We start from the raw sequence: 23,154 nt of genomic DNA, 5'->3' as shown, positions 1-23,154 counted from the left end.
GTGACGGGACGGGGGCGGATCCGCCGGTTTTGCTCTCCGGCGGACTCCCCCGCCCTGCCCGCTGTCCGGATCGCACCATTACCCTCGGGGATCGTCCGCTGCGGTGCGCGGGCGTGAACGCGAACCGAGGAGGTACGCAGGCATGGAGTCCGTCGAACGCCGGGCACACGCCCTCGAAGCCCTGGCCGCGGAAGGGGTCTTCGACAACGACGACCACCCGCTCATCGGTGTCCTGGACCGGCAGGCGGTCCGCGACCGTGTCCGCGAACTCGAGGACGCCTTCGACGGCCCGGGGCGCAGACTGCACACGGTGGCCGCCAAGGCCGCGACCCTGGTCCCGGTGCTCGGCTGGTTCGCCGAGGCCGGGATGGGGTGCGAAGTGGCCAGCCCCGGCGAGCTCGCCATGGCGCTGGAGGCCGGGTTCGACCCCTCCCGCATCGTCTTCGACTCCCCGGCCAAGACCCGCACCGAACTACGCCGCGCCCTCGAACTCGGCGCCGACCTCAACATCGACAACGTCCAGGAACTCCAGCGGATCGACCGGCTGCGCCAGGACGTGGACCACGATCCCGCGCGCCCCGCGCCCGGCATCGGGTTCCGTATCAATCCCCAGACCGGCGCCGGCAGCATCGAGGCGATGAGCACCGCCTCGCACACCTCGAAGTTCGGCGTGGGCCTGGCCGACCCCGGCACCAGGCGGATGCTGTTCGAGGCCTACGCCGCGCGCCCCTGGCTCAACCAGCTCCACGTGCACTCCGGATCCCAGGGGATGGAACTGAAGCAGATCGCGGCCGGGATCGCGGCCGTGTACGAGTTGGCTGAGGAGATCAACGCACGCCTCGGCCACCGCCGGATCGACCGGCTCGACATCGGGGGAGGGCTCCCGGTCAACTTCGCCTCCGACGAGACCACGCCGACCTTCCGGGAGTACCGGGCGGCGATCGAGCAGATGGTGCCGGGGCTCTTCGACGGCCGTTACTCCCTCACGACCGAATTCGGGCGTTCCCTGCTGGCCAAGGCCGGCACGATCGTGGCGCGGGTGGAGTACGTCAAGCACATCGGCGGCAGGCAGGTCGTCATCACGCACGCGGGTGCGCAGGTGGCGACCCGGACCGCGTTCGCCCCCGAATCCTGGCCGCTGCGGGTCAGCCTCCACACGCCCGATGGAAAGCTCAAGGCCGCCGGATCCGCGCAGGAGGGGGACGGGTCGGAGGGGGCCGGGCTGCGCTCGGACGTGGCCGGACCGTGCTGTTTCTCCGGGGACCTGCTCACCGAGGACGTGGAACTGCCCGCCGCCGAACCCGGGGACCTGGTCGCCGTGCACGACACCGGGGCGTACTACTTCTCCACGCCGTTCGCCTACAACGCCCTACCGCGCCCCGGAGTGCGGGGATACGGGGTGGACCCCGCCGACGGCGGTGTGCGGTGGGAGGGCATCCGGCGTGCGCAGTCGGTCGAGGAGATCCTCGCTGAGTCCGGGGGCGGGCGGGCGGCATCGCTCGACTGAGGCCGCGGGCGGGGGACGGATGGGCCGGTGGAGGCGGGCGGTGCTCGCCGGGGCGTGTGTAGTGCGTGCTCCGGACACACGTGGGGCGCCTGCGCAGCAGACGCCCCACGGACCCGGGCCAGCCCTGGTACCACCCGTCAGAACACCCGCCGCCGCAGGGCGTCGACGACGTGCACGTCCGCGACGGTCACACGTACGTCCCCCGAGTCCATCGGAACCACCGTCGCCGACCGCACGTGGCCGCCGTGGTGCCAACGCCGGTGGGTGCGTCCGGGGACCGTGCTCGCGGGCACCCGGTCCAGCGCACCGGGCGGGCCCACCAGGAACCGCAGCTGCCACGAGGACCGGGCGGAGGTTCCCCCGTCCAACCCGAGGCGCTTCAACACCCCCTGCAGCCGCGTCGGATCCGCCCCCCGTGCGGGGGTCACGTGCAGCGGGAACCGTTGCCCGGCCCCCACCCCGCGCACGATCTCCACCGCGCATTCGGCGCCCTCGGGCAGTACCTTGTCCAGCAGCACCTCCATCTGCAACTGTCCTTCGTGCCGCGGCCGCACGTCGGTGGCCTGCACCCCCAGTGTCGGAGGCAGCGGGGAGGTCATCAGCGCCAACCGGTCGTTGACCGTGTAGTAGGGCTGTACCTGGGACCCGTACGCCTGGTTCGGGCTCACCTCCACCGACGGGTACTCGATGATGTGTTTGTAACCCACCACGCCCGGCAGGTGCCGCCCGACCGTGGCCTCGCTCCCGTCGGACAGGACCAGGCGCAGCTCCCAGCGTTCCGACTCGCCCTGTCCACCGCGCACCACGACGGACGGGTCCACGACCGCGGTGAACTTCCCGTCGGGCGCCACCGGGGCGGAGAACTCCCGCATCACCTTGGACGCCGACCGCAGCCGTACCGTCAACCGCGCGCGAGGGTCGGGTGTCGTGCGGCCGAGCAGGTGGCCCTGGACCGTGATGAGCCCGTCCTGCACCTCCACGTGTTCGACCTCGGCGTGGTGGGCGGCCCGCCGTACGTGCAGCTGCAGCCGCCCCTTCGCGCTGCGCGTGGGGATCGCCAACGCCAACTCCGGGGTGTCCTCCGGCCGCAGCGGATACCCGTACTGGTGGATCTGCACGTCCTCCACTGCCGTGGACCGTTCCCCGTCGACACGCATCACGTCCCAGGCCCGCGCAGTCAGGTGCCCGACCGAGGGGTCGATGACCACGCGCCCCCTCTCGTCGGGTACGTGGGTGTAGCGCTCACCCGGCATGGACAGCACCATGCTGTCGGGCGGCTCGGTGAAGGTGAGCGTGGTCAGCCCGTCGCCGGTGGCCTCCACCAGGCAGGAGGAGGGCTGCTCCATGCGCGGCGCGGGCGCACGGAAACCCTCTGTCCCGGTACCCGTGATCGGGCCGGGGACGGGGTCTCCGGGCAGGTCCTCGTCCATGGCGATGCTGTCGTCGGCCGCGAGCCGTGCGGCCGGGACCTGGGTGGAGTTCAGGTGGATCAGCCCGGACTGGGCCTTGTCCAGGCGCAGCTCGTCGAAGAGCTGCTCGTGCAGGCGCACCACGCGTGAGGGGTCGAAGCGTTCGGAGTCGTTGAGCGCGGCCGAGGCCATCCGGCGGCGCAGAGGATCGTTGCCCATGAGTTCGGACAGGCCCCTGGCGATCCCCGAGGCCGACCGGTTGGGCACGAGCAGTCCGTCCTGCTGATCCTTGATGATGCTGGAGGGCCCGTGGGGGCAGTCGGTGCTCACCACGGGCAGTCCCGAACGCATCGCTTCGACGATGGTCATGCCGAAGGGTTCCTCACTGGAGGTCACCGCGGCGAACGCGCCCTGCGCCCAGGCCTCCTCCACGCGCGGGTGGGCGCCCATGAGCCAGATGCGGTCCTGCATGCCCAGCTCGCGCACCTGTCTGGCGAGGCGGCCGCGTTGGCTGCCGCGCCCGTAGATGCGCAGGGTCCAATCGGGGTGTTCGTCGGCGACCTGGGAGAAGGCGTCCACGAGCAGGTCGTGCCGTTTGCTGGGCGCCAGCCGCCCGGCCGAGACGATGGTGCGGGTGTTGGTGCCGTCGGTGGTGAAGGCCGGGCGGGGGACGGAGTTGGGGATGGCCACCAGCCGTACCCCGGGCAGCGGCATACGCACGGAGTAGGTGCGTGCGTCGGCCTCGGTGACGGTGACGAAGGCGTCCAGGTCCCTGTAGGTGCCGGCCATGACCCGGCGCAGCGGTTCCTGGTGCTGCTCGAAGGTGAGGTGTTCCTGACCGACCTTGACCAGGCGGGCCGGACCCACACGCGCGATGATGACGTTGAGTCCGGGGCGGGTACCGACCACGACGTCGGCGTCGGTGGTGGTGAGGAACTCGGCGAGGCGGTCGTCGGTCAGGCGGCTGTGTTGCTCCCCCCGGCCGTCCTCGACGGGGAAGAGCTCCGGGGGCTGCCCGGCGCGGGGGTCGTTCTCGTGGAGGGGACGGCCCCCCTCACCGGTGGATACGTGCTCCTTGTCGCGGGTGTCGACGAGCCACCGTAGGCGCACGCCCGGCGGTACGGGCAGTACCGGTTCGTCGCGGTGCCGGAAGACCGAGACGATCTCGACCTCGTGGCGGCTCGACAGCGCGGCCGTCTGGTTGGCGACGGTGCGTACTGTGCCCCCGATGCCGTACATGTCATTGATCAGGTAGGCGATCTTCACCCTGCCCCCGAAGTGTGAAGTCTGGAAATGACGATCCCGCGCCCTGTTCGAGCCCCTTGTTGTCCGCATGTGGCGCGATGTGTCCGGTGTGCCTCGTGTGCGCCTCTGATATGCGGATCCGTGGCGGAAGAAGGGTGCGGGACGGCCTCAGGTTAGGGGTGTTCTCCAGGTCAGCGCGGGCTGATTGTGAAGTTCTGGACAAAGATTTGCGGGCCTCCGAGCGCACGGTGGGGCGAACGCCCGTGTGTGCCGGAGGAAGCGCCGCCGGAGACCCTGGCCGAATTTTGAGGACATGATGACCGGGTGTGTTGATGGTGTTCGAGGAAAGAAGCGGCGCCGACCGTGCTGATGACTGTTTTGATGGTGCATGCCCGGTAAGCGGTGAGTGGTGCTGTTCCGATGGCGCCCGGGCACAGGACCCCGACCCGCGCCCTCCACCCCCGTGGAACGCAGGGTGTCGTTACTCCCGGACGGAGAGTACGTTACCTAGCGTGCTCACCATGACTGTGTGCAAACGTGGCGTGAGCGCTGTGTCGGCGATCGGCCTGGCAGCAGGGGTCCTGTACGCGGCGGGCCCGGCCCCGGCCGCCGCGGAGAGCGTGACGGAGAGGTACACCCACCGGGACGGCGCGGAACTGTCCTTCACCCTGCCCGGCGACCCGTCGACCACCTGCGAGGTCGAGATCGTCGCCTCCGGCTCCAACGGCGCCGACGCCTCCGACGGGCGGACGGGAACGAGCGCGGGCGGCCACGCCGCCCAGGTGACCGCGACCGTGCGGGCCGGTCCCGGGGAGAACTTCTCCGTGGACACCGCCGGGACCGCATTCGGGGGCAGAGGGGCCACCGGCGGCGACGGCCGCGACGGCGGCGACGGAGGGACCTCCGGCGGCTCCGGGCTCCAGACACTGCGCGGTGGCGGTGGCGGCGGCGCGACCGTGGTCACCCGCGCGGGCCAGGACCTGATCATCGCCGCGGGTGGCGGTGGAGGCGCCGGCCGCGGCCATGACGGATCCTCCGGCACCTACCATCCGGGAGGCAACGGGGGAGACGGCGGTCGGACCGGCCAGGACGGCCGGCCCCACTCGGACAACAGCGGGCTCGGGGGAGGCGGCGCAGGCGCGACCACCGATGCACCCGGTGCCGGCGGGGACACCACGGACGCGGGGCTCCCCGGAGCACCCGGCAGCGGTGGCGCGGGCGGGGACGGGGCCGACGGCCCCTCCGACGACGAGGACCTCGGTGCCGCAGGTGGTGGTGGCGGTGGCGGGGCCCAGGGCGGAGGCGGTGGCGGCTCCGCGGAGCTGACCGTGCTCAACGGCGGAGCCGGCGGTGGAGGCGGTTCCAGCCTGGGGCCGGAGGGATCGACCGTCACCACCGTCGACGCGATGTCGGGCAGCGTGAGCTTCAACTACAACAGCTCCGACTGCGGGGCGCCCATCGGCGGACTGTGGAGGAACGGCACCACGCACACCGGCCAGAGCGAGCGGTCCATCGGGGGCGCCGGGCCGTACGAGTCCGTGCGCCCCAGCCACCCCGGAGGCTCCCTGTGACGGGCCCTGCCTGACACGCACCAGTTCGAACGCACAAGGCCGGCTGGGGGCCGGGGCTGCCCCGGCCCCCACCCGGCCCCTCGGTCCCCCAGGGCCTCGGAAGAAGGTGTGCTCCGACCGGTGAGTCGCCTTCCCCTGCTTCCCGGCTGCCGACAGGCCCCCGCGGCCGCCGGCCCTCGGGGTGCAGTTCCTGCGCCCGGAGGGTCTGTGGTCACTGCTTCGGCAGGACGAACACTCCACGTCCCTGCACAGCGTGTAGGACCCCTGCGTCTTCCAGATGACCAGTCGCCTTCAGCACCGTGCCTCTGGAGACACCGAACTCTTGCAGGAGCTGTGTCAGCGAAGGGATGGCTCTGCCTGCCGGGTACACCTCCGCGTCGATACGCGCGAGGAGGATCGCAGCAAGCTGCTTCCACACCGGGTCCATGCCCTCGTCGTCGATTTCTGTGTTCGGCCCGTAGCCACTCGGCAAGTCCATGTGAAGAGCATGGCTGGGCGGAGGTCAATGGCCCCTAGTGGGTCAGTCTGTTGAAGTCTATGTACGGGTAGGTAAGAGTGACGTACCATCAGATCAGCAGGTGAATGAAGAAACCCCGGCGACGTGTAGCAGCACGTCCCGGGGCCATGGCCGACCTGAACGGACAGATCGACATGCAAACCCTACTTGCCGCGCCACGTGAACACTCGTTCGCTCACGCCCCGGTCCGTGTGGTGCCGGGGATCCGTACTTCCGCCCGGCCGACGACCCGGAGCCCTCGGAGCCGCTCCCGGCGGATCCGGCGCTATGCGGCTGACCTGCCGCCCGCGCGCTCCCTCGCCCTCGTCGCCGTCTCTCCCGCGGCCGCCTCCTGGGTGCCAGAACCTGAGGGGTTCGCCCAAACTCTCATGTTCGAGAGTCCCGATGGGGTCTCCGGTCGACCGCCGAATGGTCCGAGGGAAAAAATTTTCTGTGCTCGGGAGGGGGAAGTCAGTGAGTGATCGACGCCGGAACACGGCAGAAAATGCACATATCGGTTGGTGGCGGAGCGTCACCAAAGACGAAATGTCTACGTCCCAAACCCGGGGCGAGTCCCTCGACCTGGCAGGAGAGCCCCCTTCCTCCAGGGTGAAGAAGCGCTATGACCAGCGATTTCGCAGGAAGTGGCTGGGGTTGGAGGCGTGCCCGGAGTCCGATTGCGCGCTCTCGGCCTATCACTTGGGGGCACACATGACGTTCGACCACGAGGAATTCTCCGGACGGAAAGAGGAGCCGAAGTTGGATTCCCTTGTCGCTGTTATGACGGGTATGGTGTTCTCACCAGGGCTTCCAGCGCACTCGGTCGAGCGGCTGAATGCGGCCGACGAGCTCTTCGGCCGGCTCGATGTGCGTCTCCGTGCAGGGGAGGAGCCTCCTCTCTCCTGGCGGGTGCTCGGTGCGGACGACAATGAGGGGCGGGCTTTTGTGACTGATCGGTACGACGTTCTCTCCGAGGTTCTCAGAACCTCCGGCGGCGCCACGGAATGCCGACAGGCCTTGCGGAAAGCCCGGAGGGAATGGGGCCAGTTGAACGAGACCATGAAGGAAGGGTCGGCGATGCCCGAACCCTGGTGGAGGTCGGCCAGGCGGCTCTGACTGGAGGGGAGGGCCGAGGTCGACGGTTCCGGACCGCAGGAGCTTGGGGACCCTTGCCTGCGTGTCCGGACCTCCGAGCCCGGTTCGCAGGTGAGAACAAATATCAGTGGACCGGGCTCACTTCCAGAGGGAGCCCCGGGTGTGTAAGGCATGAAACCGCCCGGGGATCCCTGGGGAGGCAGCCATTGTGTAATGGCGGGTGCGGCCCCGTGGTGCGATCCACGGGGCCATTTTTTGGTTGTTGCCCGGGCGATTCATAGGTTTTTCGGATTTTAGGTACTCGAACCAGTTGCGTCGATTTTTCAGGAGCCGTTCCCCTGGCGTGTTTCGGAATGGTTGCTCCGGAGGGCTCGCACAACTCATCGGTCACGGATGCGATTCGAGCAATGCCCGTGACCCTGTCTCGTGGCGCCGGTCCGCGAGAGTCCCTGAGGTTTCCTCGGGCCGTGGGGACGGCGACCGGCCCCGCACAGGGTCGGCACGGTGGGAACGGTACGCCGGAGCCCCCGGAACCGTTCGCCCGGATCTGCTCCGGTGGCCGACGCTCGGCGAGGACCGGGGAGGGGCGGCAGAAGACAGGTGTCAGTAGGAGCGGGAGTTCTCCCACTGGGCCCACGCCACACACGGGGACCCGTGCTCAGCGGAGATGTAGTCCAGCCCCCAGGAGACCTGGGAACTCGCGCTGGCCTCGAAGTCGTCGGGCGGCGGATGATCGCCGTGGACCTCGGGATCGTAGCCCGGGATGCCTCGGGTGTCGCCGTCCGTGGACCGCTCGAAGTCGGAGACGTTGCTCCAGAGGTTGTCGAGACAGCTCCACTCCTGGCCTTCCCAGCCGTGGTCCTTGGCCATCCTCATGGCGATGGACTCGTTCTCGGAGGAGTTGTCGGACCCGCTCGCCCCGTCGTAGCTCTCGGGCTCCTCGGGGCGGTCCTCCTCGGTCCAGGACTCACCGCACTCGGGGCCCTCGACGAGGCAGACCATCTGACGGACGGCGTTGTTGAAGGTCCGGCTGAGTTCGAGCTGGTAGACGGCCACCATGATGGCCGCCGCGAGAATGAGGACCGCAGCCGTCTCGAGGATCGCTGCTCCGGAGTCGGAGTTCCGGCCGGCTCGGTCGCCTCCGGCACGTGCGCGTGCGCGGACGAGGAGCATGCGGGAACGCGAAAGGAAACCCGGGCGGGGGCTCGGCCGCTCGGAAGCGCCAGGGAGCCCGGAGGGGCCGCGGGCGTCCCCGTGTCTCTCGGGGGTGGGGGTACTCAACTCCGTCTCCAAGGTGGCGATGGGGAGGGTGGGGTCAGTCGATGGGGATGTCCTCGATGGGCTCGAACCCGGGGACCTCCAGGGTCAAGGTCTCAACATCACTAGGTGTCGAGAAGAGAGACCAGTACGTTAGTTGACCATCTGGATGGACATCTCGATTGAAGTACCTTGATGTATTTCCTGAGCACAGGCACTCATTGTTCCCATCCATGACTGGATGATGAAGTGTTCCGGAATCTTCGTCCGTAGCAGTCACTGCAGAGAAGTAGGAGCCAGAATATGTGTATGATCTGTCGTGGAGCCATGTTAAAGTCACGTAGTCATCTGTGAAGTTCTGTACGCTCCAAGTTACGGAGACTAGGTTTCCATTTCCGTTTCTCTCCGCAGAATTGGCTTCGACCTTGAGGCCATCAGCCTCTTCGGAAATACCTTCGCCTATTCCTAGTGATTCGAGTTCTTTATATTGAGGGCTTGCACTCGCATTGGCTGTCAGCGCAAGGGGTAGCATCGCCAGTGCGCAAGTTATTGCCGTGGCGGCTCTTTTGTTTTTCATCGGTCAATCTATTTCTCAAAAGTCACAGTGACTCGCCTATTTCTTTTCTTGCCTTCTTCGGTTTCGTTGTTGGCGATCGGGTCTGCTGAGCCATGTCCTTCAGTTTCGAAAGATACACCATCTCGGGAAATTCGATCTGAGATGGCTTCTTCCACAGCTTCGGCTCGCTCTTTAGAGAGCGGAGTGTTCACAGCGTCTGAACCAGTGTTGTCTGCATGGCCATCGACCTGGACGGTGCTTGATTCGGATTGGTCAATCTCTGAAGCTACCTGGGCGATGATTTCCTGAGAGTCATTCGTGAGATCTGAGCTTCCTGTGTCAAACAGTACGTCTGAAGAAAGCAGGATGCTTACGTCGCCTTCGCTTTCCTGGCGTCCAGTTTCGTGTTCAATGTCATCGGAAATCATGGTGAGTGGGGTAATTTCAGGTTCAGAAATACTATCATTTTCAATCGATTCTGATGACTCAAGGATCGGCACGTCTAGAAAGGGTGGTGTGATTGGAGTGGTCACAGTCATATATTCGACATCGTCAGGAGGGGCTGGGAAAATAACCCAAAGGTTGACAGTTTCCCCGCTGTCGATTCCGTTGTCCGCGGTGGAACAGAAGCAAGATCCATTTTCTTGGTCGTAGCTTAGGTGTCTAGTTTGCGATGATGCGTCAATAAGAGATGCATTGCTCGCTGAGTATGGATCGTCTCCGTCGCTTAATGCATCTTGAAGTATATAATGACTTCCTGAATTGTTTGTGAGTGTCAGGTTGAGTCGAAGAAAGTCACCGTTAATTAGCTCAAGTGGATGAACGCTTATTTCTAGGTTGCTGCCGAGTTTAGTGGCAGTTGTCGGGGCGGTTTCGATTATTTCGCTCTCGCTCTCGCTGTCGGGTTTTTCTTGTTCTTGGTTTCCCTCTTGAGTGTCGGATGTGGCGTCGTTAGATGTTTCGCTAGGGGCAACAACGCAGCCTGAGAGGGAGGCGATGAGAGGGAATATGGCTAGTACGTTAAGGGTGCTATTTTTTTGGCGGTTGGTGCTCATAGTGCATCACATGTGAATCATGAGGGGCTGTCTGGCGGTGTTTCACTGTCTCCTCCGCCGCGCAATATTTCTGATACTGCTCCGTCGATCGCACCTCTTATTTCCTCTGGGAGGCCAATCGCGAAAACCGCCGCGGCCACTGCTGCTACCAGGATGATGACTGCGGCGTACTCGATGATGCTGGCCCCCTGGTCGCTCTTCCGGTGTGGGGGCACCAGGCACGTTCGGGATCTGAGCCAGAGCTCTCGAAACTTACTCATAGGGGAACGGCTCCTCCAGGGGACAGTTTTCTGTGTGTGGCAGCCGAGGGGTCTGTCGTCCGGCACCACCACGTGTTCTTCCCCGAATATCGCTTCACACGTGGCCGAATGCGGCCATCCCGGTCCGGGTGCCGGTCTACTTGGACCACCTGGTTCGGGGGCGCATCCGGGGGGCCTCCTGTGCCTCGCACCAGCTCCTGCGGATGCACACGAGCCCCCTGGTCATCGGGCGCCCCATGATCAGCTGCATTCCGTCGGACCTCGACGGTCACCGGCACCGGGTGGGGCGGGGTGTTGTCTCCGTTCGGGGGAGAACATCAATCAATTCAGTTGGAACAGAGCCATCTTCGCATGCATCCCATCACCGCGCCATGCTCCCCCGAACCTGGGGACAATCATCGGAGGAGCGCGGTGGTTCGGGTTCCGAGTGTTCTTGTGCCGCTCTTTGTTCTGTGTCTTGCGGGGAGGGCGAATGTGCTCGTGAGAGCGCTGCTCGGGTCCGCCGCTTCCTCCGTCGGGCTCTCCTGAGCACGGGCCGGCAGCGGAGGGTTCCCGGGGTGTCCTCACGCGGACCCGTGCCGGTGTCCGGGCCTGGTGGTGCGTCCTTGCGGGCTCCTCTTGAGGGGCATAAGAAGCTGAGACCAGAGGTGTGGGGAACCGGTGCGTGTTCGGGTCCGAAATCCGTGGCCGACGTTCGATCGGGCCCCACGTCTGCTCGTGCGGGGCGCTCAGGTTGCGGCCGGAGGAACCACGGTCGGCGGACCGTTCTTGAGGAAGCCATCCCTGAACAGGAAAAACCCCAGGGATCCTCGTTCCGTCCGAGGTAAAACCCGCTTCGACGTGCGAGCCGGGATACGGAGCATTCTCCGAATGTTTCTGGCCGGACCGCATCCGAGAATCCCGTACATGCCGTCAGGGTCCTCGCAGCTCTCCCCTGCGCGGGGCCCTTCGTGCGGGGCCGATCCACCGCGAGCGGAACGAGGTCCCGCCGGGGCCCGGGTGCGGGCTCCGGCGAGAACGGGTCAGGTGTGTTCCACCGGCACCCACAATTCGGCCTCGGCGGTGGTTCCGTCCCGGGAGTACTCCACCTTCAGCAGTTCGGGCCCCGGAACGGTCCGGTAGGCGGGGTTGGCGGGGAACCACTGGCCATAGGCATCGGCCCACAGGCGCTGCAGGGATCGGGGGTGCTCACTGACCGGCCCCGAGGTCGGGAACACCACCCAGGTGCCCGCGGACACCTCCAGGGTTTCCATGCCCTGAGCCCCTGGGGCCGAGGTGGCCGCGCCCTGGTAGTAGTCGATCTCGTTGCCCTCCTCCCGGTCCGGGCCCAGAGGCATCGTCACCCCCAGCACACCGGCGGGTTCCTGGTCGGACAGCTCGGCGATCCGCCTCCGGAGCTGCTTGTCCAGGCCCCGGACGAAGTCCTCCATGGCGGTGTTGCGGCCCAGGTGGACGATCGGGACCCGTGCTCTGGGGCCCACGATCCGAAAGTCCCCCTTGTCCACGATCCGGTACTGCATCGTCTCGCTCCCTTCGACGGTGAGGCGGAAGGCCATCCGCGGTTGGAAGGAGAGCACCGCCCCGGTGCGCCGGGCCTGTCCGGGAGAGATCCCGTGCATGGCGCGGAAGGCCCGGGAGAAGGCCTCGGTGGAGCTGTAACCGTGTTCCACCGCGATCTCCAGCAGAGTCCGGCTGCCACCGACGACCTCGGAGCCGGCCAAGGTCAGCCTGCGCCGACGCACGTACTCGGCCAGAGGCATCCCGGCCAAGGCGGCGAACATGCGGCGCAAATGGTGCCCGGAGGTGAGCGCGACCCTGGCCATCGCCGCGGCGTCCACCGGTTCGGTGGTCCGGACCTCGACCAGCTCCAGTGCCTTGTTCAATCTCTCCAGCACGGTGACTCCTCCTTCGCTCACCACCGAAGTTACGGAGGGGACCCCTGAACGCACCCGACAGTTCGCGACCGTGTTCGATCAGGCCGCTCGGCCCGTGCCGGATTCTCCCCCGGGTCGCGGCGGGGCGAGGGTTCGCAGGAGCCGGAGTGCCGTGCCGACCATCAGCGCCGATGCGTGTGAACTGTACGGAGTTGAGTGAGCACGGACGCGAACTTCGGTTACTCGTGAGTAGTGAACCAGTTCACGCACGCGCATGCTCGTGGAGTGGCAGGTCCCCGCAGCAGGGGCCGCAGAACACGATCAGGAGACCCCGTGAGAGCACACCCCCGCCCCGGGCGTTGGAGCACGGCAGCGGTCGCGAGCACCGCCGCCGGCGCCCTCTTCGCTTCCCTCACACTCACAGCCGGTCCCGCCTCCGCCGAGACCGTCCCCGGAACCGACCCCGCAGACCCCGAGGCCATGGCTCCGCAGAGCCTCGACCTCGGCGGAGCCGACAACTCCTACGAGCTTCTGGACGACCTCCAACAGCCCGACCCCCACAGCCCCGAGGCCCAGAACGACTTCTACGAACCGCCCGAGCCACTGCCCGAGGGCGAACCGGGCGACGTCATCCGCGCCGAACCCTACGAACCCAGGACCGACCCGCTGGGCATCGGCACCTTCCCCGCCGACACCTGGCGCGTGATGTACCTGTCCACCGACGCCATGGGCGAGCCCATGGCCGTCACCGGAACCGTCATGGTCCCGACCGACCCGTGGGAGGGCGAGGGCGAGCGCCCTCTGGTCTCCTACGCCATCGGCACCCACGGGCTCGGCTCGCACTGCGCCCCCTCGGTCGGGCTCGAGCAGGGGCTCGACTACGAGGCCGCCATGATGAAACAGGTCGTCGACTCCGGCAAGGCCCTCGTCGTCACCGACTACGAGGGCCTCGGCACCCCGGGCGAGCACACGTACATGGTCGGCCACTCCCAGGGCGCCGCCGTCCTCGACGCCCTGCGAGCCGCCACCCGCCTGGACGAGGCCGACCTCGGAACCGGGTCGCCCATGGGCGTGACCGGCTTCTCCCAGGGCGGAGGCGCAGCGGTGTGGGCCGGGCAGATGCAACCCGAGTACGCACCGGACCTGACCCTGGAAGGCGTCGCTGCCGGCGGTGTGCCCGCCGACCTGGACCGGGTCGCCGAGAACATCGACGGAAGCCTGTACTTCACCTTCCTGGCGTTCGCCGCCTACGGTTACGACGCCGCCTACCCGGAACTGCCGCTGGAGGAGCACCTGAACGCCCGCGGCCAGTTCCTGTTCGACCAGGTCTCGGACGGGTGCATGATCGACACCCTGCCGCTGGGTATCGGCAAGAGCATGGACGACGTGATCGACGTCGACCTCCTCGGCACGCCCGAGTGGCAGGCCCGGCTCGAGGAGAACAAGCCCGGCGGGACCCCGCCCGAAGCCCCGCTGTACCTGTACCACTCCACCGGGGACGACGTGATCCCGATCGACCAGGCCGAGGAGATGCGCGACAGCTACTGCGAGGCCGGCGCGACCCTGGAGTGGGTGGAGACCTCCTCCGGGCCGCACATGCTCAGCTTCTTCGCCGACACCGCAGGCGCCCAGGAATGGTTGGGTGAGCGCCTGGCCGGTGAGCCCGCCGAGAGTACCTGCTGACCCCACCCGACCAGGCCGGGCCCGGGACGGGCCCACATCGAGCGGCCGCCGCGCAAGTCTCGGAGCGCGGCGGCCGCGTCCTGCGCCGGGCGGTGCGCGGCCCCGCGCTGCGGTCCCCCGCCGGAGCGGCCCTGGCCGGGCCGGTACCGCGTGGACCAGCGCCGCCCCAAATCGTTGATGGGTGTGGAGGGGTCTTGTGGTGCCGGGATGGCCCCGGGCCTCGGTGGTGCTTGGGATCGGGGTGTGGGGTTTCTTGTGGTGCCGGGGGTGGGGGTTCGTCGGGGTCGGGAATTCTAGCCCGGCCGGGTCTTCGCGCAACCCTCGTCGGCGCCACCCCCACACCTACTTCTTTGCGCTGATGGTGGCAGCGTTCTGCGGGGTTGTTCACGGCGCCTCGGGGTGTGCGCTGCGACCCTTTGCGCCGGGCTTTCCCGACCCTCATCGACGAACCCCTCCCACCCCCGGCGCCCCGGCAGCAGAAGAAATGGTGGTCCAACTACCAACCCCCTGGGGCGCGGCATTGTGATCACCGCTTGCGGCGTGTGGGGGGTGGTTCGCTCCTGCGGAAGGCAACTACGGGCCCTTGCGGGGGCAACTACGGCCCTTCGGGTCTGGCCCCGCCTGCTCCCGGCGGGGCATTGAGGCCGGGGGTGGCTGGTGTGTGTGCGCGGTGCCCGGGGGCCGGGTTCCTGGTCTGTGGTGTGGAGGCCCGGGGGTGGTGGGTGTGCGTGTGGCTGGGCGGGGTTCGGCGCGTGGGGATTGCTGCCGGAACCGGCTTCGGCTGTGGTTCTTGTTGCCGGTGTCAGATTCGAGGCCCAGGCGGTGCCGGTCCGGGCGGTTGATAGTGCTCTTGTGGGCACCGTAGGCGGGTGTTGGTGCCCACGCGGGCACTGTCAACGGTGGTTTTCGGTCTCCGGGGCCCGCACGGGGCCGCTCCAGCTCCCCCGGTGTGCTCCAGCTCCACCGGCGGGGGAGATTCTCCGAAGCAGGGGTGCCCACGCTGGTGGGATCCGGCTGCAACGCTCTGCCGGGAGCAAGCGGGGCCTGGGGTGGCTGCGCACACGCCTGCCGCCCCCGGCCTCCATGCGCCGCCGGGAGCGGCCGGGGCCGGCCGTTGCCTCCGCAGGAGCGAGCCACCGTGCACACGCCGCAAGCGGTGACCGCAATGGCCCGCCCCTGGGGGTTGGCGGTTGGGCCCCCATTTCTTCGGGCGGATGGTTGGTAGCGGCCGTGGGGTGTTCGGCGGCGAGAGCGCAACAGCCCGGGGAAGGGGCGGACCGCACACCCCGAGGCGCCGCGAGAACCCCGCACAACGCCGCCACCATCAGCGCGATGAAGCAGGTGTGGCGGGGCGCCGATGCGGGTTGCGGGGAGCCCCGGCCGGGCTACGCTCGACGCTCCGACGAACACCACCCACCTACCACCGGTCCACCGGGCACCACCCCACCAGTCACTGGTCCACCAGCCGGCCACCGACCCACCGGACCCGCCCCCCGCGCAGGGCCACGTTCCCTACCCTGCACCCCCATCAGCGACCTCAGGCGTTGGGGCCCTCCAGCCCGAAGATCTCCGCGAGCCCCTGGTAGGAGTTCAACCGCGCCTGCGGGTCGTGGATCATCGTCGAGACCATGAGCTCGTCCACGCCCGTGCGCGCGACGAAGTCCTCGATCTGCGGCTTCACGGTCTCCTTCGAGCCCACGAAGGAGTAGCGCAGCATCGAGTCGAGCTGCTCCTTCTCGCCCGGGCGCCACTTCGTGTCCAGGCTCGAGGGTTCCACCGGGGGAGCCAGCAGACCGCGCGAGCCGCGGAGCGTACCCAGGAACGCCGTCTGCATCGTGGTGAACAGCTTGCGGGCCTCGGCGTCGGTGTCGGCGACGAACACGTTCACACCGGCCATGGAGTAGGGCTTCTCGAGCTGGTCGGAGGGCTGGAACGTGGCGTTGTAGACCCGCAGCGCCTCGTGCAGCGCCTGCGGGGCGAAGTGGGAGGCGAACGCGTACGGCAGCCCGAGCTGGGCGGCCAACTGCGCGCCGAACAGGCTGGAGCCCAGGATCCACAACGGCACCCGCAGGCCCTCGCCCGGCACCGCGGTCACCGACTGGCCCTGGGCGGCGGGCTCGAAGTAGGCCTGCAGCTCCTGCACATCGGAGGGGAAGGTGGAGGAAGCGGTCTGGTCGCGGCGCAGCGCCCGCATCGTGCGCGGGTCGGTGCCCGGGGCGCGGCCCAGGCCCAGGTCCACACGTCCGGGGTAGAGGGACTCCAGGGTTCCGAACTGCTCGGCGATCACCAGCGGCGCGTGGTTGGGCAGCATGATCCCGCCCGAGCCGATGCGGATCGTCGAGGTGCCCTCGGCGACGAAACCGAGCGCGACCGAAGTGGCAGCGGTGGAGATCGCTCTCATGTTGTGGTGCTCGGAGAACCAGAAGCGCTTGTATCCCCAGCGTTCCAGGTTCTGCGCCAGCTCCCTGGCAGAGCGCAGGGACTTCCCGGGCGTGGAACCCTCGGAGACTGAGGCGTGTTCGAGCACGGACAGTGCGACATCGGACGGCATGTGGTGGACCCTCCCGGACGGTTATGTTCGATGTTCGACGAACATCGAATTACGACGGTACACTCGGGTGTCTGCACGCACAAACGCCACGTCGGGCGCCCGCCAACACACGGTCGGCGCAATCGGGAGGAGGACCGGGTTGGCCCCCAGGACACACAGTCACCCCGACGTCGACGACGTGGAACTGGTGACGGTGCTCTCCGCTCTGGCCGAGCCGACCCGGCTGCGTATCGTGCGCATGCTCGCCGCGTGTGGAGGCGCCGCCGGTACTACCGAGAACGAACGCGCGTGGGGAGACCTGGACCTGCCCATCGCGCAATCCACCCTCAGCCACCACCTGCGGATCCTGCGCGAGGCCGGACTGTTGCGTAACCGTGCCGAGGGCACACGCTGCTTCGTCTCGCTGCGCACAGACGAGATCGACGCGCGCTTCCCCGGGCTGTTGCAGACCGTGCTCACCTGCACCGAAAGCTGAGCGGAAGCGCCGGCCGATCAGGCATGATGATCATGCACTCGTCGGCCTCCAGGAAGCGGCGCGGAAGGAGCTGGAGGGTTTGATGTCTGTGGACACCTACGAGTGGCAGAGCGACTTCGCCCGCAAGTACGTCGGCCTCGGCCGTGAAGAGGGTCTTGAGTAGGGCCTTGAGCAGGGGCGGCGTGCCGGGGCGGCGGACCAGGTCCTGATGTTGCTGGACGACCGGGGTCTGGCTCCCAGTGAGCAGCAGGAGAGCCGTATCCGTTCCTGTGAGGATCTGGAGACCTTGCGCATGTGGATGCGCCGGGTCATCAGGGTCCGTACCGTCGACGAACTCTTCGTGTAACCGGCCCCACGTCACATGAGGGCCGGGCGCCGGCCCGTGCCGGCGCCCGGTTCGGGTGGTCTCAGGCCTCCACGGCCTCGCCGGTGGGGTCGTCGGCCTGCAGCGTGGTCAGGTGGGCGCCGCCGAACGGCCGGCTGGTCCAGTCCACCAGGCGCCATCCCGCGTCCGGGTCGCCTTCGATCTCGACCAGACCGGTGTTGGCCAACGGGGTGTGCTCGATGGTCTCCAGGTCGGTGCCCGACACCCGCGCGCTGGCCCACGAGCGGATCGCCGCACCGTGCGAGACCAGCGCGACGTCCTCCCAACCGCGGGAGGCGATCTGCTCCAGGGACCGGTCGAAGCGGCCCAGGAACGTGTGCCCGTCCGGGCCGCCCGGGATCCGGCGGTCCAGGTCACCGCGTGCCCACGCGAAGGCGGTCGTCACGTAGGTGTGGTGGTCCGCCCGGTCGCTGGACATCTCCAGGTCTCCGGCCTCGACCTCGCGGAGCCCGTCCAGGACCAGAGGCTCCAGGCCGAGACCGTGGGCCAGAGGACCGGCGGTGAGCCGGGTGCGTTCCAGGGTCGAGACCACCAGGGCGTCGAGCCTGCGGTCTCCGAAAGCCCCGGGGAGGGCCTCGGCCTGCCGTTCACCCAAGGGTGTCAACCCGGGGCCGGGTGCATCGGTGTCGAGCAGGCCGGCCACGTTCGAAGGTGTCTGTCCGTGTCTCAGGAGGTAAACGCGCATACCCCCAGGGTCTCGCACCCCGGTCCCGAGTGGGTGAACGAGGTCCGGCGCGTGGGTGTGCGGTGGCTTTCGCCGTAGGGGAGGGCCGGATCGGGGGAGGTTCAGGGGCTCCGAGGGCCCCGGAACGACAGTGCCGGAGGCCGTCGTGCGGCCCCCGGCGGGGTCGAGGAGGATGCGTCGTGTATCGGGCTGGGCCCGGCGGTGGGGGAGAGGGGGCCATGGGGCCGCGGGCCGGGTCTGGTCGCGTTCGTTGTTCTGTCCTGGGGGTGAGGGGGTTATTCGGGGGAACGGAGGCCGGCCAGGAGGGCACCCCATTCGGGGTCGGGGAAGAAGAGGTGGTCCTCGTGCGGGTGCTGGGAGTCCCGGACCTTCACCCCGGGTCTGGGGGAGGGACCCCGCTCGGCCCCCGGGCCCCTCACCCGCTTGGCCTCCACGCAGTTCTGCCCGGCTCCGCTCAGACTCGACTTGCGGAATTCGGGAGTTATCACGATTTGTCCCCCAGATCTTTGATAGCTCTTTCCAGAAATTCGATGGATTGGTTCGCGGTCAGGCTGGCGCTGTGGGCCTCGCGCCACATCGAGTCCATCCGGCGCATGTCGTCGCGCTCCTCGACGAAGACCAGGGAGGTCGGCGTCTCGGAGAAGCCGATGCTCGGGTCGGTCGGCTCGGGGAACTCCATGATCTGGAAACTCCCGAGGGTGGCCCCGTGCATGCCCGCGTCGAAGGGCAGTACGTGCAGGCTCACCCGGGGGCGCTTGGCCAGGTCCACCAGGTGGAGCAGCTGTTTGCGCATGATCTCCGGGGTGCCGGCGGTGCGGCGCAGCGCGGACTCGTCCAGGACGGCCGCGTACTCCGGTGGGTACTCGCGCTCGAGGATCGCCTGGCGCTCGCGCCGCCCGTCCATGTGGCGGGCGATCTTGTCCTCGGGGAAGGCGCTCGTGCCGGTGAAGACCGCCCGCGTGTACTCGGAGGTCTGCAACAGGCCCGGGATCACCTGGGACTCGTAGACACGGATGAAGGACGACTCGACCTCGAAGGAGGGCAGGTCACCGCGGCCGTAGAGGTCCTTGTACTGGGCCCACCAGCCGCGCTCGGCCGCGTCCTTGGACAGCTGCTGCACATTCGCCCACGTCTCGTCGTCGAAGTCGTAGAGCCATGCCAGGGCGTCGAGCTGGTCACTGCGGATGCGTTTCAGCTCCGCGGTCTCGAGTTTGCCGAGCGTCGCCCTCGGGACGCCCGTCTCCTTCGAGACCGCTTCCAATGTTTTCCCGGATTCCTCACGAAAGTCACGAAAGATACGAGCCAGGCGGCGGCGACGGATCGTGGGGCTGAACGAAGGTTTCATGTGGGCAACCTAGCAACGTTCAATCAGAGATTCCCGTGGAATGTAATTTTTGGTGAGCAGCATGTCGCTTCTGCGAAGTTCGATGCGGTGTGCGATGCGTTCCCGGGGTGATGTCCGTTGCCCCGCCGGGCCGTCGTGCTCGGTCGGCCGGTCGTTGTGTGGACGTGTGGTTTCTCTGGGTGAATACACGTGATGTTCCGGGCGGGCACAAATGCGCCGTCCCGATCTCCTCCCTGGATGCGGGGGCTTTGTTCGTTCTCCCCGGACCCCGTCCCGGGGTCGCACCCTCCCCTGGCGCAACCCTCTCCGAACGGCGGTCACCGGGGCCGACGGCCCCCGAAGTGACGTCGGCCCCGGTGCGGTGCACGGGCGGGGACCTGCCTACGGCACGTGTCTCCCCGGCCCCTCCCGCGGGCCGTGACACCACGGATGACCGCGGTGTGCACCGGCCCGGTGGGGTGCGGCCCCGATGCTCCCCCAAGCACCGGGGCCTCCCCTCGTACGGCCGCTCCACCAGCACGAACCGATCGTGAAGATCGGTCCGCCCCGTGCCCGAGGGACAACTCGAGGGCCGCGTCGGCGAACACAGGTGACTCTCCCTCAAGACCGGGAAACGACAGGCGTCCGTTCTCGTCAGCCCGGCCTCACCGTGTTCTGCGAACCCTCACTTCGTCCTCGGGCCGAAGGAGCGGCCCAGGTCATGGCCTCCCCCTGGCGGCGTGCGCCGCCGTGACCAATGTGGAAGGCAACCTCTTTCCCGCTCCGGCGTGACACATCACGCCGTTAGTCCCCCGACATCGACGGGAAAGAGGTCCCTTCCTCCGGGAAACCCGTTCCCGTTCAAGGAGGGTGTCGGCTTCCCGGTGTTCATATTTCTACCACACAAGAATTCTGTCTTCGAACCCGTCTGGGAAACTGGCCGAAGGCGCTTCGTTCGGTCGGGCGCAATAGCGGTATTCCGGATGTGGGGCGACCCGGATGCCGCGCCCGAAGTGCCGGAACTCAGTCAATGCTAGCTGCGTGGTCCGGTCCCTGGGGCGTGTTTTCCCGAAGTCACCCCGAAGTCGTCACGATTCGCCCGCTTCCGGGAGTGATGTCCACTTGCCCTTGTGCGGGGAAGCGCCCGAACCCGGGGTCTCGGGCCGTCCTCGGGGCCGCGCTGTGGCCGGGCCGTTCACCGCACCCGGCACCCCCGCGCGGCGCGGGTCGGCGAGCAAGGGTCCACACGGGCACGGGCGTGCGAACGGGCGGGGCCGTGAAGTGAGTAATTCGTGTCCGTCCCGGACGTTTGTGGGCGTCCAGGATCGGTACATCCGCACACGAACCCCGGCATCACCGACGCGCGGAAGAAGCCGATCCCCATGGCCCCTCCTGCCATCCCCACCCTCCGCATCGGTCCCCTCGAACCCGCCGACCCGGTCAAGATCGGCGGCCATCGCCTGATCGGCCGCCTCCGCGCCGGTGCCATGGGCACCGTGTACGCGGCGCTCGCCCCCGGCGGCGCCCGCTGCGCCCTCGAACTCGCCCACCGCGGACGCGAGCCCACCGCCCGGGCCCCGGCAGTACCGGAGAGCGGCGCGCACCTGCTCACCGCACGCAGAGGCGGTACCCACGCCGCACGCCCCTGGGCCGCGCTGGACCACCTGCCCGGCGTCGACCTGGCCACCTGGACCGACGCGCGCGGCCCTCTGCCCGAGGGTGCGCTCCTGTGCCTGGCCGCCGGCATCGCCGAGGCCCTGGTCGCCGTCCACGCGGCGGGCACCGTGCACGGCGACGTCGAACCGGCCACCGTGATCCTGGCGCCCGACGGGCCCTGGCTCAGGGACTTCGGGATCGCCCGCCGCATCGACGACTCGGCCCCCGCTCCCGTGGCGGGCGCACCCGGGTGGCTGGCTCCGGAACGTTACGCCGGAGCCCCGCCCGAACCGGCCTCCGACGTGTTCGCCTGGGCGTGCGTGGTGGTTCTGGCCGCGTCGGGGCAACCGCCGTTCGGCAACGGTGGCGACCTCGCCGAGTCGGAGGAGCGCGCCCGGCTCGACCGGGTGGAACTGTCCGCCGCACCGCTGGGCCTGCGTCCGCTGCTGCGCCGGGCGCTGTCCGCGGACCCGCGGGAACGGCCCACCGCGCGGGCCGCCGCCCGGGCGTGCCTGCGGGTACTCGAACGGTTCCCGGCCGAGTACCCGCCCCCGGCCGGCCCGGGCAATGGTGGGGGAGCGGGCGGACGGGGTTCTCGTGGCGGGACGGAGGAGCCCGGGGACGAAACAGAGCCGCCCTGCCGGGGACCGGAGGGAGCAGGTGGTTCCGTGCACCGGCCGCGGTCTGCGGAAATGCACCTGGCGGAGCCCGGACCCGAATGGGAGGGCCCTGGTGGAAACGGTGAGGTGCCGTTTCCGGAGAGGGAAGAGAATCTTCCCTGGTTGAAGGTGGAACGACCGTTTTCCGATCCCGGCGGGGAAGGATCCGGAGAGTCTCCGAATGTGCTCAGGTGCGGATACCGGAGAAAAAGGCCTTCCGGTGCCTCTCCGGTGAGGCCCGGACGGACGCGCACACCACGGGGGCCTCGCGAAGGGGCCGGTCCGGCCTCGCCCGCACGCCGCCACCTCGACCGCATGTGGCCCGACGTCCCAGCCACCGACGACGATCCCGCTTGGCAACAGGACCCGCCGCCGCGGTCCCTCCCGGCCGCACGCACCCCGGGAAGACCCAGGGGTTCCGGCCGGGACGCCGTACTCGTGGCCGGCCTCCTCGTACTGATCGTCGTAACCGCGGCCGGGGGAGCCCTCCTCGACGCCTTCGGACCGGAGCAGCCCGAACGCCGCTACCCCCACGCCGCCGGCGACGAACTACTCGTGCGCGCCCGCGACGCCGTGCTCACCGCCGAGACCTTCGAACTCACCATCCTCACCCGCGGGGGCAACGGCACCGGCCCCCACCAGAACGCCCGGACACGAGGACCGACCCTCTACGACCGGGTCCGTTACCAGAGCGCCCCCGAAGAGGCGCTGCGCTGGAACAGCACCGTCGGTGGCGGCGGTCCCACGAGCGACCGCATGTGGTGGGAGGGGCGCCTCCTCGACGCCGGGGACACCTCCCGCGGCGGGGACCGCGCCTCCTGGACCGAATCGGCCGAGCCCGACCGGGCCGACGAGCACACCCGCGAGGCGATCACGGCCCCGCTGCGTTCGGCGGTCGACGGCGGCAGGATCGTCGGGTACCGGCGGGCCGACTACGTCCCCTCCCGGCCCGCCGAGGACGCCTACCCCCACCTCGCCGGCGGGCGCCCCGCCGGCGAACGCGACGCGGTGTGGATCGAGGGGGAGTTCTCCGCCTCCCACAACCCCGCGGCAGACCCGGCCGTTTTCACCCTGGTAACCACCGAGGAAGGGGTGCCACTGGAGTTCTCGTGGGAGGAGGAGGCCCACTTCCACCTGCGTCCCACATCGCTGCGGCTGTCCCCCGAGGACCTGGGCACGGGCGAGGAGGGGTACCCGCGGTGGTGGTACACCGAGTACACCTTCGTCTCCTTCGACACCGGGACGGATCTGCGTGTGCCCGAACCCGGCGAGGTCCGGGCCGGCGGGAGCCCGGCCCGGGAGTGAACCGGAAGGGTCTCCGGAACGCCGCCCGCCGGTGCCACGGGAGCACCGGCGACCGCGGCCGGTTCCGGTGAAGGCACGCCGGAACACCTCCGGCGGGACGGCCCCG

17 protein-coding genes are annotated in these 23,154 nt (G+C 68.5%); 7 read left to right on the top strand and 10 right to left on the bottom strand.

Going from position 1 to position 23,154, the window contains the following annotated elements:
* The first annotated feature begins 142 nt into the window (after nt 1-142).
* On the top strand, nt 143-1,507 hold the full coding sequence (locus tag D456_RS0111365; protein WP_017576306.1) for a type III PLP-dependent enzyme domain-containing protein: 1,365 nt from the start codon (nt 143-145) through the stop codon (nt 1,505-1,507).
* A 137-nt stretch (nt 1,508-1,644) separates the two neighbouring features.
* Here the strand turns inward: D456_RS0111365 and D456_RS0111360 are convergent, their stop codons facing one another.
* On the bottom strand, nt 1,645-4,182 hold the full coding sequence (locus D456_RS0111360) for a glycosyltransferase family 4 protein (RefSeq protein ID WP_017576305.1): 2,538 nt from the start codon (nt 4,180-4,182) through the stop codon (nt 1,645-1,647).
* Between the two features lie 500 nt (nt 4,183-4,682).
* Here D456_RS0111360 and D456_RS25025 point away from each other — a divergent pair, with 500 nt between their 5' ends.
* Nucleotides 4,683-5,732 (top strand): hypothetical protein, encoded by a 1,050-nt coding sequence (locus D456_RS25025; RefSeq protein WP_152442540.1) that lies wholly within the window; start codon nt 4,683-4,685, stop codon nt 5,730-5,732.
* Nucleotides 5,733-5,943: 211 nt separating this feature from the next.
* Here D456_RS25025 and D456_RS0111350 read toward each other — a convergent pair whose 3' ends face one another.
* Complete coding sequence (locus D456_RS0111350) at nt 5,944-6,210, bottom strand: GntR family transcriptional regulator (RefSeq protein ID WP_017576304.1); 267 nt, start codon at nt 6,208-6,210, stop codon at nt 5,944-5,946.
* 729 nt (nt 6,211-6,939) lie between these two features.
* Between D456_RS0111350 and D456_RS0111345 the strand changes: the two genes are divergently transcribed.
* The gene (locus tag D456_RS0111345) at nt 6,940-7,344 is read left to right on the top strand and encodes a hypothetical protein (RefSeq protein ID WP_230479918.1); all 405 of its coding nucleotides are present in this window, start codon (nt 6,940-6,942) and stop codon (nt 7,342-7,344) included.
* A gap of 582 nt (nt 7,345-7,926) precedes the next feature.
* On the opposite strand, the gene D456_RS0111340 is transcribed toward D456_RS0111345, so the two are convergent.
* From D456_RS0111340 to D456_RS0111330, 4 genes are all read right to left on the bottom strand, one after another.
* The gene (locus D456_RS0111340) at nt 7,927-8,496 is read right to left on the bottom strand and encodes a hypothetical protein (protein ID WP_017576302.1); all 570 of its coding nucleotides are present in this window, start codon (nt 8,494-8,496) and stop codon (nt 7,927-7,929) included.
* Nucleotides 8,497-8,638: 142 nt separating this feature from the next.
* The gene (locus D456_RS26565) at nt 8,639-9,157 is read right to left on the bottom strand and encodes a hypothetical protein (protein WP_152442539.1); all 519 of its coding nucleotides are present in this window, start codon (nt 9,155-9,157) and stop codon (nt 8,639-8,641) included.
* 8 nt (nt 9,158-9,165) lie between these two features.
* A complete protein-coding gene (locus D456_RS27085; RefSeq protein ID WP_169335999.1) occupies nt 9,166-10,191 on the bottom strand; it encodes an OmpA family protein in 1,026 nt (341 codons plus the stop codon).
* A 1,282-nt stretch (nt 10,192-11,473) separates the two neighbouring features.
* Nucleotides 11,474-12,346: an AraC family transcriptional regulator gene (locus tag D456_RS0111330; RefSeq protein WP_017576300.1), complete on the bottom strand. Its 873-nt coding sequence runs from the start codon at nt 12,344-12,346 to the stop codon at nt 11,474-11,476.
* A 312-nt stretch (nt 12,347-12,658) separates the two neighbouring features.
* Between D456_RS0111330 and D456_RS0111325 the strand changes: the two genes are divergently transcribed.
* Nucleotides 12,659-14,008: a lipase family protein gene (locus D456_RS0111325; protein WP_017576299.1), complete on the top strand. Its 1,350-nt coding sequence runs from the start codon at nt 12,659-12,661 to the stop codon at nt 14,006-14,008.
* Between the two features lie 1,537 nt (nt 14,009-15,545).
* On the opposite strand, the gene D456_RS0111320 is transcribed toward D456_RS0111325, so the two are convergent.
* Complete coding sequence (locus D456_RS0111320; RefSeq protein WP_017576298.1) at nt 15,546-16,559, bottom strand: LLM class flavin-dependent oxidoreductase; 1,014 nt, start codon at nt 16,557-16,559, stop codon at nt 15,546-15,548.
* Between the two features lie 139 nt (nt 16,560-16,698).
* Here D456_RS0111320 and D456_RS0111315 point away from each other — a divergent pair, with 139 nt between their 5' ends.
* Nucleotides 16,699-17,034, top strand: a complete 336-nt coding sequence (locus D456_RS0111315) for an ArsR/SmtB family transcription factor (RefSeq protein WP_017576297.1) — start codon at nt 16,699-16,701, stop codon at nt 17,032-17,034.
* Between the two features lie 208 nt (nt 17,035-17,242).
* Nucleotides 17,243-17,380 carry a hypothetical protein gene (locus D456_RS27465; RefSeq protein ID WP_017576296.1) on the top strand — a complete coding sequence of 46 codons (138 nt, stop codon included), beginning with the start codon at nt 17,243-17,245 and terminating at the stop codon, nt 17,378-17,380.
* Between the two features lie 61 nt (nt 17,381-17,441).
* Here the strand turns inward: D456_RS27465 and D456_RS0111305 are convergent, their stop codons facing one another.
* The 3 genes from D456_RS0111305 to D456_RS23995 form a co-directional block, all read right to left on the bottom strand.
* The gene (locus D456_RS0111305) at nt 17,442-18,104 is read right to left on the bottom strand and encodes a histidine phosphatase family protein (RefSeq protein ID WP_017576295.1); all 663 of its coding nucleotides are present in this window, start codon (nt 18,102-18,104) and stop codon (nt 17,442-17,444) included.
* Between the two features lie 275 nt (nt 18,105-18,379).
* Nucleotides 18,380-18,592, bottom strand: coding sequence for a DUF397 domain-containing protein (locus tag D456_RS25610; protein ID WP_086002083.1), 213 nt, complete (start codon nt 18,590-18,592; stop codon nt 18,380-18,382).
* Nucleotides 18,589-19,425, bottom strand: coding sequence for a helix-turn-helix domain-containing protein (locus D456_RS23995; RefSeq protein ID WP_272980393.1), 837 nt, complete (start codon nt 19,423-19,425; stop codon nt 18,589-18,591). The genes D456_RS25610 and D456_RS23995 overlap by 4 nt, the downstream gene beginning before the upstream one ends.
* Nucleotides 19,426-20,810: 1,385 nt before the next feature.
* On the opposite strand from D456_RS23995, the gene D456_RS0111290 reads away from it, so the two are divergent.
* Nucleotides 20,811-23,048 (top strand): serine/threonine-protein kinase, encoded by a 2,238-nt coding sequence (locus D456_RS0111290; RefSeq protein WP_017576292.1) that lies wholly within the window; start codon nt 20,811-20,813, stop codon nt 23,046-23,048.
* The last annotated feature ends 106 nt before the right edge of the window (nt 23,049-23,154 follow it).

Origin of the sequence: Nocardiopsis kunsanensis DSM 44524 (genome assembly GCF_000340965.1) — a bacterium.
Lineage (GTDB): Bacteria > Actinomycetota > Actinomycetes > Streptosporangiales > Streptosporangiaceae > Nocardiopsis > Nocardiopsis kunsanensis.
Note: the sequence above shows the minus strand (reverse complement) of the source record. Positions and strands in the feature narration are given on the sequence as shown.

Coding starts and splice junctions, on each gene's coding strand:
- D456_RS27085 (WP_169335999.1), bottom strand. CDS start 10,191: ATGAGCACCAACCGCCAAAAAAATAGCACCCTTAACGTACTAGCCATA.
- D456_RS0111320 (WP_017576298.1), bottom strand. CDS start 16,559: ATGCCGTCCGATGTCGCACTGTCCGTGCTCGAACACGCCTCAGTCTCC.
- D456_RS0111340 (WP_017576302.1), bottom strand. CDS start 8,496: ATGCTCCTCGTCCGCGCACGCGCACGTGCCGGAGGCGACCGAGCCGGC.
- D456_RS0111350 (WP_017576304.1), bottom strand. CDS start 6,210: ATGGACTTGCCGAGTGGCTACGGGCCGAACACAGAAATCGACGACGAG.
- D456_RS0111305 (WP_017576295.1), bottom strand. CDS start 18,104: ATGCGCGTTTACCTCCTGAGACACGGACAGACACCTTCGAACGTGGCC.
- D456_RS25025 (WP_152442540.1), top strand. CDS start 4,683: ATGACTGTGTGCAAACGTGGCGTGAGCGCTGTGTCGGCGATCGGCCTG.
- D456_RS27465 (WP_017576296.1), top strand. CDS start 17,243: ATGTTGCTGGACGACCGGGGTCTGGCTCCCAGTGAGCAGCAGGAGAGC.
- D456_RS0111365 (WP_017576306.1), top strand. CDS start 143: ATGGAGTCCGTCGAACGCCGGGCACACGCCCTCGAAGCCCTGGCCGCG.
- D456_RS0111290 (WP_017576292.1), top strand. CDS start 20,811: ATGGCCCCTCCTGCCATCCCCACCCTCCGCATCGGTCCCCTCGAACCC.
- D456_RS0111345 (WP_230479918.1), top strand. CDS start 6,940: ATGACGTTCGACCACGAGGAATTCTCCGGACGGAAAGAGGAGCCGAAG.
- D456_RS26565 (WP_152442539.1), bottom strand. CDS start 9,157: ATGAAAAACAAAAGAGCCGCCACGGCAATAACTTGCGCACTGGCGATG.